The organism is Sphingobium sp. 3R8 (assembly GCF_020166615.1).
Lineage (GTDB): Bacteria > Pseudomonadota > Alphaproteobacteria > Sphingomonadales > Sphingomonadaceae > Sphingobium > Sphingobium bisphenolicum.
Genome location: NZ_JAIQXR010000011.1, coordinates 1 through 12,644 on the forward strand (window position 1 = coordinate 1; position 12,644 = coordinate 12,644).

Consider the following 12,644-nt stretch of genomic DNA (forward strand, 5'->3'; position numbering starts at 1 on the left):
GCGCGCCATGGCCGGGTCGATGCGCTGGTCAACAATGCCGGGGTCGCCGCCTTCGCGCCGCTGGAAGCGCTGGAGGTCGCGGATATCGACCGGGTGCTGGCGGTCAATGTGAAGGGACCAATGCTGGGCCTGAAACATGTCGGTCGGGCGATGCGGGAGGCCGGGCGCGGCGCGATCGTCAACATCGCATCGGTGGACGGCTTTCGCGGGGTCAATTCGCTGGGCCTCTACAGCAGCTCAAAATGGGCGGTGCGCGGCCTTACCAAGACGGCGGCGCTGGAATTCGGCCCGCATGGCGTGCGCGTCAATTCGGTCCATCCCGGCGGCGTGGATACGGTCATGGGGAATCCGCAGGGCCAGCAGGGCGCCGAACGCAACGAAAGCTATGGCCGCGTACCGTTGCAGCGTATCGGCGAACCGGAAGAAATCGCCGCAGCCAGCCTGTTCCTCTGTTCCGACGAGGCCAGCTATATCAGCGGGGCGGAACTGGCGGTCGATGGCGGCTGGGCCGCTGGCTATTATCACCATTTCCTGCCCGGCGCGCCGGCCGGCCTTTCGGCCTGACCCACCGCGCCCGACCATATCCTTGAGCGGCAGCTTTTCAACGCGGCCATTTGGAAGCCAGGTCAGATGGCGCTTTGGCTCATGCCGATGCGGTGCCCACCGAAGCCAATCGAAGCGGCATACACATGCTGCCGACGATCTGCTCCATCGTATCCTCCAATGCATCCGGGAAGGATTCGCCGAACGCGGCCTCATCGGTGCCATGATGGCGCATGAGAATGTTGAGGAACATGAGACTGACGCTGATCAATCGCCGTTGCGCCACATAGGGCGGCAGATAATCGACCCGCTGCCGCATCAGCCGCAATGCCGCCGTCAGATTGGGCGGCTCCGACCCGCCAAAGTCGCCAAAGTCCGGCGATCGGCTCTGCAGCAGATATTGGCTCAGAAAACTCGCATAAGAATGGTTGCCGTCCGCATCCTGCAGGTCGAGCTGGGGCAGGAGAATGATTTCGAGGATGGTCCGTGCGTCCTTCAGCGCACCCGTCATCCGGGCCCGGTCGAGCATCGCACCGCGCTCCGGCTCCATCTGCTCCATGCGATAGTCGAAGATGGCGCGAACCAGCCCCTCGCGCGAACCGAAATGATATTGCACGGCCGCATGATTGCCCTGCCCCGCCTTGGTTGCAATCTCCCGCATCGAGGCGCCGTTGATGCCATTTTGTGCAAAAAGCTGCTCTCCCGCCAGGATTAGCCGCGTTTTGCCGTCAATCGCTTCGCTCACCGGCAGGACTTGCATTTCAATTTCCCGCTTCGCCACTGCAATATCCTAAAACAAGTGTAATATTTCTGCATCGCGATGGATCGGCGCAACGCGCCACGAATCTGCCGGACAATTGGCATGAGAGCCAGAAAATATCAAGATCATCGCGGTTTTCGAGGAAAGACGGATTTAACACGCCGTTATTACCCGGCCGAAAATCGCGCTGCCCGTTCCGTCAATTTACACTTGACTTAAATCTGCCTTAGCGACTATTCCCTAATCGTCATTAGACAGCCTGTGCCGGACCCGCGCCAAGACGGTCGAAAAATCGGCACGAAGCAATAGACGCTCAAGGAGAGACTCGCATGGCGATGGAAACCGGCCTCATCTTTCACCCCTATATGCGCCCCGGACGCACGGCCAGGCAGACGTTCGAATGGGGGGTGCAAAATAGCGTAGCTTGCGACAAGGCAGGCTTCACCTCGATGATGATCTCCGAACATGCGTCGCAGATCTGGGAAAATATTCCCAATCCGGAACTGATCATGGCCGCAGCCGCGCTGCAGACCAGCCAGATCCGGTTCGCGCCGATGGCGCACATCCTGCCTCACCAGCATCCCACCAAGCTCGCCGTGATGATCGGCTGGCTGTCGCAAATCCTGGAGGGACGCTATTTTCTGGGAATCGGCGCAGGCGCCTACCCGCAGGCGTCCTACATGCACGGCATCAAGGATGCGGAACCGCAGATGCTCAACGAGATGGTCCGCGAGTCCTTGACCATCATGGAGAAGATCTGGAAGCGCGAGCCCTTCTTCTATGAGGGCAAATTCTGGGACGCGGGTTTCCCCGAGGAAGCGCCGGCCGAAACCGAAGATGACGAGCAGCATATGCTTGCGAATTTCGCGCCCTATAACGGCGCATTGCCGGAAATCGCGGTGACCGGATTCAGCGCCAACTCCCCGTCGATGAAGCTGGCCGGCGAGCGCAATTTCAAGCCCGTCTCGATCTTTTCGGGCCTGGACGCCCTCAAACGTCACTGGGAAATCTATTCCGAAGCCAATATCAAGGCCGGATTTACCCCCGATCGCCAGCGCCACGCGGTATCGCAGACCGTGTTCTGCGCCGATACGGACGCGGAAGCCAAGCGGCTCGTCATGGAAGGCCCGATCGGCTACTGCTTCAACAAATATCTGATCCCGATCTGGCATCGCTTCGGCATGATGGATGGTTTCGCCAAGGATGCGGGGATTGATCCGGCCGATGCCGACCTCGAATTCCTGGTCGACAATGTGTTCGTCGTCGGTTCACCCGATACCGTGGTCGACAAGTTGAACACATTGTTCGAAGGATGCGGCGGCTGGGGCACGCTGCAGGTCGAATCCCATGATTATTATGATGACCCAGCCCCATGGTGGAACTCGCTGGAACTGATCTCCAAGGAAGTCGCGCCGCGGGTCAAGCTGCCCGGCGCCGCAGCCGCAGCCGCAGCCGAGCGCACGGTAGCGGCCTGAAAGGCGGTAGTCATGGGGGCTGGGGGAGTGGAATACCCCCAGCCCCCATGCGCAGCTTACAAGGCGCCGGGCCGGCTGCCGGCAAACCCGTGCAGCAACAGGTCCGCCGCCTGTTCCGCGATCTGGGCCGGTGCCAATTTCCCCGGCCGATACCAGGACGAGCAGGAATCCAGCATGGCGATCAGGAATTTCCTGACGACGGTGGCATCCAGCGCTGCGCTGGCGCTGCCGTCCGCCTGCGCGGCGACGATGAGATCGCGCCAATAATTGTCGAAGCTGGAATAGGCCGCCAGCACGCGCCGCCGCATCTCGTCCGGCAGATCTTCGAACACGCGGGCGACGGCGGAGGAATAATCGTCGCCTGACAACAGAAAGTCGATATGCGCCACGATGGCGGCCCTGAGCCGGACCATCGGCGCGGCATCCGGCCCCAATACCTCGACCCTGGCCACGATATGGCGGCTATTGCGGTAAATACCTTCCATCATCACCTGTTCGACCAGATGATCCTTGGAGGGGAAATGATGATAGATACTGGGCGCCAACATGCCGGCGCCCTTCGCTATTTCACTGAGCTTCGCGCCTGCCAGTCCCTTTTGCCGGAGCGCTGTCGCGGCGGAATCGAGAATGCGCGTTCGGCCATTATCTACGTGTGCCATAATCTCCCTTAGCAAAAATATAAGGGAATGACAGCCTTATGGGGAGCGGCCGCCCCCTAGCCGGCATAAGGCACGTTAGGGACGCCCGGTGCGGGCGGGGCCATTATCTCGAACAGCCCGCCTGCAAGCGGTTGCCGGGCGAAAGTCTCCGCGGAAAACCCTTGCGACCCGGTGATAAGAAACAGGCGGCCATGGTCGCTGCCGCCAAAGGCCGGACGCAGGCCGCGGCGCACCGGCAGACGGCGCTCCTCAAGCAATGTCGCGTCCGGGGCGAAGCGCCGCAGCATCCAGCTTTCATAGAAGGCCATCCAGATACAGCCTTCGACATCCACCGCCATGCCGTCTGGATAGCCGTCTTCCGGCTTGAAGTTCAGGAAGTCGCGGCGGTTCGACAGGGTACCGTCGTCCGACACGTCATAGGCCCAACTGACCAGCGGCATGGAATCGTTCACATAGGCGGTCCGTCCGTCCGGGCTGAAGGCGGGACCGTTAGCCGTCACGATATTGCGTTCCTGCGTGCTGACGGCGCCATCGGCGTCCAGCCGATAGAGCTCGCCAGTATTGCGGACATCGAGCTTGCCGAGCGTGCTTTCCTTGTCGTCCACGGTCGTGCTTTCATCCCATTGGCTGGAATCGCACGAGCCTGACCAGTAGCGTCCCATGCGATCGGTGACGCCGTCGTTCAGCCGGGCAATCGCGGGATTGGGAATCGGATGGATGAACGGCGCGTAGATCTGCCTGTGGGGATCGACATGGGCAAAGCCGTCGGCGCAGGAGGCGACGAAGCCTCCACTGGCCCGAGGCGCGATCGCACTGATCCAGGCCGGCGCATCCCAACGCCCCGTCCGGCCGCTGTCGAGATGAAACCAGTTGATGCTGGGCGCTTCGATATCGACCCAGTAGATGCAGCCGTCCCGATCGTCCCAGACCGTGCTTTCGCCTAATATCGCCTTGGCGTCCCACAGGCACCGCCAGCCTTCGCCTTCCATCATCGCCCGTTCCTATCCGTTGTCACAGTTTGATTATCGGATCGCCAAAGGGTTCGTCGCGCTGGCGCACTGCTTCCTTCAGTCCTTCGCTGCGTACCGTCTCGTTGAACCGCGTGCGGCTGGCGGCCAGATGCCCGCGCGCGTCCATCTCGGCCGACATGCGCTGCAATGTCCGGGCGCCCATCAATTCCAGGCCGATGTTGACGATCCGCTTGTTGGCGCTCAGCAGGTCGGCGTCGATCAGGGCGAGGCGGGCTGCGAGCGCCGCCACCTCCGCGTCGAGCTGGTCGGCAGGGACTGCTTTCAGCACCAGCCCGATTTGCGCCGCATCCACGCCCCGGATCGAATCTCCGGTCAGCAGCAGCCGCTTGGCCCATTGCGGACCCACCAGATACAGCCACATATGGCTGGGAAGGGAGCCCTGGGAGCGGGCCGGCGGAAAGCCGAACAAGGCGTCATCGGCACAAATCACCATGTCGCATAACAGCGCAAGATCGGTCCCGCCCGCCAGGCAACGGCCATGGATTTGCGCGATGACCGGCTTGTGCATGTCGAAAAGCGCCATCCGCAGCCGCTGCGCCTTTTCCTGGTGCCAGCTATCATCGTCGAATTTCGCACGCCCGCGCCTGTGATCGACCTGTCCCGGTATCGGCTGATCATATTTCTGAAGGTCGTAGCCGGAACAGAAATCCGGCCCCGCCGCCTTCAGGACGACGGCGTGCACGCGATTATCTTCGTCGGCCTCCCACAACAGAGCGCTGAGCCGCTCCTGCAACGGCTCGCTCAGGGCATTGCGCTTTTCCGGCCGATTGAGCGTGATCCACGCCGTTCCATCCCGGATTTCGTAAAGCAGTTGCTGCGCTACATCTTCCATGTGCATCCTCTCTCATTCCCGCAGCGGCGTCTTGCGCGCCGTGGCGGACAGTAGCAGTTCAGGCCACCGTTTGCAGCGGGGTGGGCGACACGGCCGGGGCGGAAACATCTATGTCCTTGAGGTGCGGCAGCACTTTACGGGCGAAAAGCTCGTAATTGTCCCGGCCGACGTCGAACGGCATGTCCCCGAACTGGGTGTAGATGATGAAGCTGCCGACATCGAAGCGCTCGACCATAGCCTTCAGTTTTTCCACGACTTCTTCTGGGCGCCCCCATATCTGGAGATCAGCCAGAAAGTTGTTGAACTTGTCGATGCCATGTTTCTCGACGCTGTTGGCCAGGGCGCCGTAATATTCATAGCCTTCGATCTTCTCGAACTCCTTGTTCCCGAACTGATAGAAGGACGACGTCGATCGGGCGTATTCGACCAGATATTTGTCGCGCATTTCCTGCGCCTTGGCGGCATCCTCGTTCACCGCGACGAACGCCACGACCACGGGCTTGGGCGCCGGACGCCCCTGCATGGCGAAGAAGCGATCGCGATAGCTGGTCACATCTTCGGCGACGCGGTCCCAGGGCTTCTGGGCAATGATCATCAGACCGACATCCAGATTGGCCATCAGCTTGACCGATTCCGGCGACACCGCCGATGCGAATACCCGGCCGCGATAGCTGGCATAAGGACGCGGCCGCAGTTCGACGCGCGGCTGTTGCAGATATTTGCCGTCATATTCCATGATCCCGGTTTCCAGCGCGTCCAGCAGCGCCTCGGCATATTCGCGGAACCGGTGGCGCGCTTCGCCCATCGGCACCTGGAACCCGTCAAACTCGCCCTTGCCCAGCCCCCGGCCGATCCCCAGGATGGCGCGACCTTCGGATAACTGGTCCAGCAGAAGGAAGCTTTCGGCGATGCGGACCGGATTCTGCCAGGGCAGCACGGTCACCGTCGTGCCCAGCTTGATCCGACTGGTCTTGGCGGCCACCCAGGACAGGAACTGGGGCACGTTGGGCGTCATCATATAGCCGGTGAAATGATGCTCCGGCGTCCAAACGGAGTCAAAGCCGCGGTCTTCGGCTCCGGCGGCAAGCGCAAGCTCGTGCCTGAACACCTCGATATCGCTGACCTGATCCTTCAGATTTTGGAACGTCAGCCCCAGACCCACATCCATATATGCCTCCAAAATATTCCATCGAAGTTAAACTAATCAAAATTAGGTTGCTTTGGCAAGCCCTCGATCGAAACTTTAGCCTGGAACCGACCATACGGTCCGACATCAGGCCCTATGATCAAATTCTTTCAAAAGATTTATATCATTTGATATCAGTTATTTATAATAATTAACGCCGATTTTCGACGGATGGATTCCTGCGCGCGTGCGCAATTGAAATGGGAACCATGCTTGACGCAAACCGACGCAGACGGCATATTAATTGATATTAGGTAGAGGAGATGCCCCGGTGATCGAGGCCATAGCAGAACGGCGACGGGCGATGTCCGATCGGCACCCCGTGTGGGAAGAGACGACGCTGGACGCCTATCTGGCGCACGCGCAGCGCCATTTCGCTGCGAAGCCCCTCGTCATCACCGATGCCGAAACGCTCGATTATGCCACGGTCCACATGCAGGCGGAACGGTTCGCCGCAGCACTGTCCGCGCTTGGCATCTGCCGGGGCGACCGGGTCGGGCTGCTGCTGGCCAATTATCCGATTACGGTATCGCTGATGTTCGCGATCTGGCGGACAGGCGGAGTCGCTGTGGCGATCAATACCCTCTATGCCCCCAGGGATCTGGAATATGCCGTTCGGGAAGCCGGCTGCAATTTCCTCATCAGCATGGCGCGCTTCGGGTCGCGCCGCTACGATCTGGAGCTCGACGCCCAGGCGCCGGGCTGGCGGAGTGGCGCGTGCGCCGCCTTACCGGAATTGCGCGGCGGGCTGGTCTATGACGCAGAAGCCCCACAGGAGTTTCTCGCCGCCCTGCCCGTTGGCGCTTTGCCGGCAAAGGGCGCCGAACCACATGATCCGGCCGTCATCATGTTCACGTCAGGCACCACCGGATCACCGAAAGGGGTCATGCAGACCCATGACAATCTGTTGCGGGCGGCCTATGCCGGCGCTTATCATCAGGCCTTCGAAGAGGGGCGGCGCGCCGTATTCTCGCTGCCGCTCTATCATGGCTTCGGCCTGGTCGTCGGCCTGCTGTCGGGCATGATCGTCGGGGGATCGATCGTCCCCCTGCTCCGTTTCGATGCCGATGCGCTGCTGACGGCGACGGAACGCCATCGCGCCACCTATCTGATGGGCGTGCCCACCATGACGATCGCGATGATGGAGCAGGCGAAAGTCAAATCCTACGACCTCGGCTCGCTCACCGCCGTCCACAGCGCGGCGGCGCCGACCCCAAGCTGGGTGTGGCGGGACATACAGGAGACATTGGGATGCCGCGAAATTTTCACCAGCTACGGCCAGACCGAAGCGACGGCGACGATCGTCTGCACCCAGCCGGGTGATCCGATCGACATCGTTGCCGAGACGCAGGGCTGCATCGTGCAGGCGGGCGTCGCCGGTATCGCGGAGCAGGACGGCCGTATCTGCGAGTTCAAGACCATCGATCCCGTCACCGGAGCCGATCTGCCACCGGGCGTCGCGGGCGAGCTCTGCACGCGCGGTCCGATGAACAGCCTGGGCTATTTTCGCCGACCGGAAGACACGGCAAAGCTGTTTCTGCCCGGCGGCTGGCTGCGCACGGGCGATCTGGGACAGTTCCGGCCGGACGGCAACCTGTTCCTGACCGGACGATCGAAGGAATTGTACAAGAGCCGCGGCGAGCTGGTGTCGCCAAAGGAACTGGAGCAGCTCGTCACCACCCATCCCGCGATCGGCCAGGCCTTCTTCATCGGGATGCCGGACGATCGCTGGGGCGAGTGTGGCTGCGCGTGGATCGTCCGCATCGAAGGCCAGGCCGTGTCAAAGGACGACATCCTGGCCTGGCTGAAGCCGCAGGTCGCCGGATACAAGCTACCGCGCGACATCTGGTTCATCGCGGAGGGGGACTTGCCAAAAACCGGCACGGGCAAGGTCCAGAAGAATGTTTTGAAAGAGATGGCGCTGGCCCATCTCGCCGCACAACGGGGCGCGGCCTGAACGCGCCGCCAGAATATGGAAAGACGGATCGATGAGTAGCGAAGGCATTTCGTCCATAGAGGACATCATTCAGGACGCGATAAACGGGCTGCCCTATATTCTGGTCGATGCCGACGATCGCGAGAATGAAGGCGACGTCATCATCCCCGCCCAGTTCGCGACACCGCGCCAGATCAACTTCATGGCCAAACATGCGCGTGGCCTGATCTGCCTGGCGATGACCAAATCACGGGCCGACCAGCTCAAATTGCCGCCCATGGCCGTCAACAACCAGTCCGGGCACGGCACCGCCTTCACCATATCGATCGAGGCGCGCGAAGGCGTCACCACCGGCATTTCCGCGCAGGACCGCGCGCACACCATCGCCGTGGCGGTCGATCCGACCAAAACCTCGTCGGACATCGTGTCGCCGGGGCATGTCTTCCCGCTGACCGCGCGCGACGGCGGCGTGCTGGTGCGGGCCGGCCATACCGAGGCAGCCGTGGACATCTCCCGCCTTGCCGGGCTGACCCCGGCCGGGGTCATCTGCGAAGTCATGAATGACGATGGCAGCATGGCGCGCCTGCCCGAACTGCTCGTCTTCGCCCAGGAACATGGGTTGAAGGTGGGCACGATCGCCGACCTGATCGCCTACCGGCGACGGTTCGAAAAGCTGGTCGAACGGGTCGCGAGCGCGCCTTTCCACAGTTTTTACGGTGGCGACCTGACCATCCATGTCTATCGCAATCTGGTGGATGGCGGCGAGCATGTCGCCTTGGTCAAGGGCGAGGTCCGGCCTGACCGCGATACGCTGGTCCGCGTGCATCAGGTCGATATCGCGACGGACATGCTCGGATGGTCCCAGGCCCATCCCGACTATGTGCCGCAAGCGCTCAAGGCGATTGCCGCGCACGAGGGTCAGGCAGTCGCGGTGTTCGTGCGCGATCCCAGCCCGGACTCCATCTCGAAGCGGATCGAGGGCGGGCGCAAAAGCTATCATGAGACCCATGCCACGCGCGATTATGGCATAGGCGCGCAGATATTGCTGGACCTGGGCGTACGGCAGATGACCTTGCTGACATCGAGCAAGGCGAAGCTGGCTGCGCTCGAAGGGTTTGGCCTGACGGTGGTCGATCGAATGCCTTTGCGCGATACCGACGACGCGACCGCGCACATAGTGGCCGATTGATATGGAGGGCGGCTTTCGTCGCCCTCGCCCGCAGCGTCACAACAGAGGCGAAACTTTCCCATATCGGCCCTTGTGGAACAACAAGGGCGCGCCGGGATGGTGGATATCGAGGGCATGGACTTCGCCGACGGCGATATAATGATCGCCGGCCTCGTGGATCGCATGGAAGGAACAGTCTATCCAGGCCAGAGCGCCGTCCAATATCGGTGCGCCACGCGCCGACAGATGATGCGGCACCCCGTCAAATTTGGCCGGGTCTTTGGACGCCAGCGTCCGGCAAAGGCCCTCCTGATCGTCGGCCAGCACATTCACGCAAAATCCGCCGCAGGCTTCTATCTTGGGCCAACTGGATGACGCCTTGTCCGGGAAGAAGGCGACCAAAGGCGGATCGAGCGACACGGACGTGAACGACCCGACGATCATCGCGGCAGGCGTCCCGTCCCGCTGCGTCGCGGTAATGGCGCACACGCCAGTCGGATAATGGCCCAATATCTGCCGGAAAGTGGCGGCGTCGGCGACTATGGACATGCTCTTCTTCAAACCTTCCAGACCAGCGGGATATTTTCGACGGCCGATACGATCCCGGCATGATAGACGGGCGCCGCGCCTTCCTCCAGAGCAAAATGGGGAATGCGGGCCAGCCATTCCTGCAACATGACCAGCACTTCCATGCGCGCCAGATGCATACCCGCACAACGATGCGGCCCCTGCGCGAACGTCGAATGCGCGACGTTGCGGCGGGACAGATCGACCTTCATGGGGTCGTCATGCTGGCTATCGTCCAGGCCGTGCAACGCCGTGGGCAGCAGGATCAGATCGCCCGCCCTGAGCTGCGTACCGTAATATTCCATATCCTCCACCACATAGCGCGCATCGGATACGACGGCGAAGCGACGGAACATCTCTTCCACGCCGCGCTGAAGTTTCATCGGATCGGCGATCATCTCCTCGACCGTCTCGGGATGGCGGGCGAGGTAGATCATCATGAAGCTGAGGAAGTTGACGACGGTATCGAGCCCGCCCAGCAACAGCAGCGAGACGAGGCCGAGCATCTTGTCCTCGGGCATCGGCGCACCGTTGATTTCGCTGTTCACCATCTGCGTGATGAGGTCGGTGCCCGTGCCGCCGCGCCGCTGCGCGATGATGGGCGCCACATAGGCGAAGAAGCCCGCATTCGCCTCTCGCAAGGATCGCCCCTGTTCTTCGGGCGTATTCCCGGACGGACGGGTCATTTCCTTGGCCAGCGCATTAAGACCTGCGGCATCCTCCATCGGCAGGCCAGCAAGCGCCAGGAAGACCTTGACCGGGAAGATGTTGGCGAAATCCCTGGCGAAGTCGCAATGGCCCTGTGCTGCAAACCCCTCGATCAGGTCGATCGCGACGGCCCGCACATCGCTTTCGACCTTGCGAATCTGGGCCAGGTTCAGCCCCTTGTCGATCGCCTTGCGATAGGGCGTATGTTCGGGCGGGTCCATCTTGGTGGGCACCATGTCATAGGCCTCGCCGGCTTCGCGCGGCACCCAGATGACCCGGCTCGAAAAACGGTCGGGACTGCGATAGATTTCATCGATCAGCGTGCCGCGCGTCGCGATCCAGTGACCACCGGTAAAAGGCGTCCAGACCAGCGGTGGGGTGTCGGGCTGCTGCACCTTCTTCCAGGCTTCATGCACGCCCTCCTCGATGCCATCCAGATCGTAGATGTCGATATCGCGCACCAGTGGCGCGGGCACATAATCGGGAATTGGCATCCGGTGCTTGGCGGATGGCGGGGCGATCGTATCGACGGTCATGCCGGCGTCCTTTCAGCTGATGGTGGGATCGATGACGGCCTTGGTGGCGACGCCATTTTTTGTGACGGTAAGGGCCTCAGCCGCCTGGCCGATGCCGAAGCGATGGCTGACCAGTGCGGCGAGCGGCACCTGGTTCTGCACCCGCGCCGCAAACTGCATCCCTTGATAATAGTTTTTGGGGGCCGGGAAGGAGGCGCCGCCGATGGTCAGGTTTTTCAGCGTCAGGTCGCGCGGGGAGATGGGTTGCGTGCCGATCGCACCCCACAGGCCCAATATGATGTAGCGGCTATGGATGCCGCTGATGTCCACGCCCTCCGGGAAGGCGGGCAGCGCACCCGCCGCCTCTATGACGATGTCCGGCCCCTGTTTGCCGATCCGGTCGTAGATCATGCGCTTGCGCTCGTCGGGCGCCAGGCTGAGCGATACGGTCGCAGTCGCGCCCAATGTCATGGCCGCGTCCAGACGGGCTTGTGCGCCGTCGATGACGATGATCTCGCGCGCGCCGGCCTGCGCCGCGACGAGGACGGCGGACAGGCCGACCGGCCCCGCGCCCTGGACGACCACCGAATCGCCGAAGCGAACCGGGCCGCAACGGTCGAACCCCCGCAGGACGGTTGGCAGCGCACAGCCGAGCGCCGCGATCGCTTCAGGCTGCGCGCCGTCGGGCAGGCGATAGAAGGGCATGTTGTTGGGCAGCCATGCATAGTCGGCATAGCTGCCCCAGTTGGGCTTGGCGGCATCCTCGAAATATTGGCTGTTCTCGCATGGCGTCTGCTCCAGCACGGTGCAGGAATAGCAGCGATGGCACAGCGCGATCGGCGACCAGATGACCAGATCGCCGGCCTTGACGGGGACGCCCGCATAATCGGTGGAGACGCCGGCGCCCAACTGGGTGATCTCACCGACGCCTTCATGTCCCAGAATGATCGGGAAGGGCATCTCGCCAGCTTCGCCGGTCAGGATATGAACGTCGCTGCCGCATACGCCACCCAATATCGTACGAACGAGCGCGCCGCCCGGTTCGGGCGCATGGACTTCGACATCCCATGTTTCGAGTCGGTTCTTTTCAACGAGCACTGCGGCTTTGCCGTACATGGCCTATCCTCTCGATAACGACCCGATTTTGTCCCCGCCATCTCGCTATGACGGCGTCCGCCCGGCTTGCTCAAGCCTGCGATATATAAAACTAATCAAAATTAGATAAACTATGCAACAGCAAATTCTTTCGACACATCCCGGCTTG

At 61.8% G+C, this 12,644-nt stretch carries 12 protein-coding genes; 4 read left to right on the plus strand and 8 right to left on the minus strand.

Annotation, left to right across the window (positions count from 1 at the left end; all coding sequences use genetic code 11):
* The coding region (locus K9B33_RS11860) for an SDR family NAD(P)-dependent oxidoreductase (RefSeq protein WP_224548994.1) at positions 1-564 on the plus strand (564 nt) is incomplete at its 5' end.
* A 79-nt stretch (positions 565-643) separates the two neighbouring features.
* Here K9B33_RS11860 and K9B33_RS11865 read toward each other — a convergent pair.
* Positions 644-1,324 carry a TetR/AcrR family transcriptional regulator gene (locus K9B33_RS11865; protein WP_224548995.1) on the minus strand — a complete coding sequence of 227 codons (681 nt, stop codon included), beginning with the start codon at positions 1,322-1,324 and terminating at the stop codon, positions 644-646.
* A 308-nt stretch (positions 1,325-1,632) separates the two neighbouring features.
* Here K9B33_RS11865 and K9B33_RS11870 point away from each other — a divergent pair, with 308 nt between their 5' ends.
* Entirely contained in the window at positions 1,633-2,778 is a 1,146-nt protein-coding gene (locus K9B33_RS11870; protein WP_224548996.1) for an LLM class flavin-dependent oxidoreductase, read from the plus strand.
* Positions 2,779-2,834: 56 nt separating this feature from the next.
* Here K9B33_RS11870 and K9B33_RS11875 read toward each other — a convergent pair whose 3' ends face one another.
* The 4 genes from K9B33_RS11875 to K9B33_RS11890 are packed head-to-tail and all read right to left on the minus strand — an operon-like array spanning position 2,835 to position 6,468.
* Positions 2,835-3,437: a TetR/AcrR family transcriptional regulator gene (locus K9B33_RS11875; RefSeq protein WP_224548997.1), complete on the minus strand. Its 603-nt coding sequence runs from the start codon at positions 3,435-3,437 to the stop codon at positions 2,835-2,837.
* Positions 3,438-3,493: 56 nt separating this feature from the next.
* On the minus strand, positions 3,494-4,429 hold the full coding sequence (locus K9B33_RS11880; RefSeq protein WP_224548998.1) for an SMP-30/gluconolactonase/LRE family protein: 936 nt from the start codon (positions 4,427-4,429) through the stop codon (positions 3,494-3,496).
* A 19-nt stretch (positions 4,430-4,448) separates the two neighbouring features.
* On the minus strand, positions 4,449-5,306 hold the full coding sequence (locus tag K9B33_RS11885; protein ID WP_224548999.1) for a crotonase/enoyl-CoA hydratase family protein: 858 nt from the start codon (positions 5,304-5,306) through the stop codon (positions 4,449-4,451).
* A gap of 52 nt (positions 5,307-5,358) precedes the next feature.
* Complete coding sequence (locus tag K9B33_RS11890; protein WP_224549000.1) at positions 5,359-6,468, minus strand: LLM class flavin-dependent oxidoreductase; 1,110 nt, start codon at positions 6,466-6,468, stop codon at positions 5,359-5,361.
* A gap of 289 nt (positions 6,469-6,757) precedes the next feature.
* On the opposite strand from K9B33_RS11890, the gene K9B33_RS11895 reads away from it, so the two are divergent.
* Both K9B33_RS11895 and ribB read left to right on the plus strand, forming a co-directional pair.
* Positions 6,758-8,443: a class I adenylate-forming enzyme family protein gene (locus tag K9B33_RS11895; protein WP_224549001.1), complete on the plus strand. Its 1,686-nt coding sequence runs from the start codon at positions 6,758-6,760 to the stop codon at positions 8,441-8,443.
* A gap of 31 nt (positions 8,444-8,474) precedes the next feature.
* Positions 8,475-9,611 carry a 3,4-dihydroxy-2-butanone-4-phosphate synthase gene (gene ribB, locus K9B33_RS11900; RefSeq protein WP_224549002.1) on the plus strand — a complete coding sequence of 379 codons (1,137 nt, stop codon included), beginning with the start codon at positions 8,475-8,477 and terminating at the stop codon, positions 9,609-9,611.
* 36 nt (positions 9,612-9,647) lie between these two features.
* Here ribB and K9B33_RS11905 read toward each other — a convergent pair whose 3' ends face one another.
* Genes K9B33_RS11905 through K9B33_RS11915 form a run of 3 tightly spaced genes read right to left on the minus strand, consistent with a single transcriptional unit; the run spans position 9,648 to position 12,496 of the window.
* On the minus strand, positions 9,648-10,139 hold the full coding sequence (locus K9B33_RS11905) for a flavin reductase family protein (protein ID WP_224549003.1): 492 nt from the start codon (positions 10,137-10,139) through the stop codon (positions 9,648-9,650).
* Between the two features lie 8 nt (positions 10,140-10,147).
* Positions 10,148-11,401: a cytochrome P450 gene (locus K9B33_RS11910; protein WP_224549004.1), complete on the minus strand. Its 1,254-nt coding sequence runs from the start codon at positions 11,399-11,401 to the stop codon at positions 10,148-10,150.
* 12 nt (positions 11,402-11,413) lie between these two features.
* Entirely contained in the window at positions 11,414-12,496 is a 1,083-nt protein-coding gene (locus K9B33_RS11915) for a zinc-binding dehydrogenase (protein ID WP_224549006.1), read from the minus strand.
* Between the last annotated feature and the right edge of the window lie 148 nt (positions 12,497-12,644).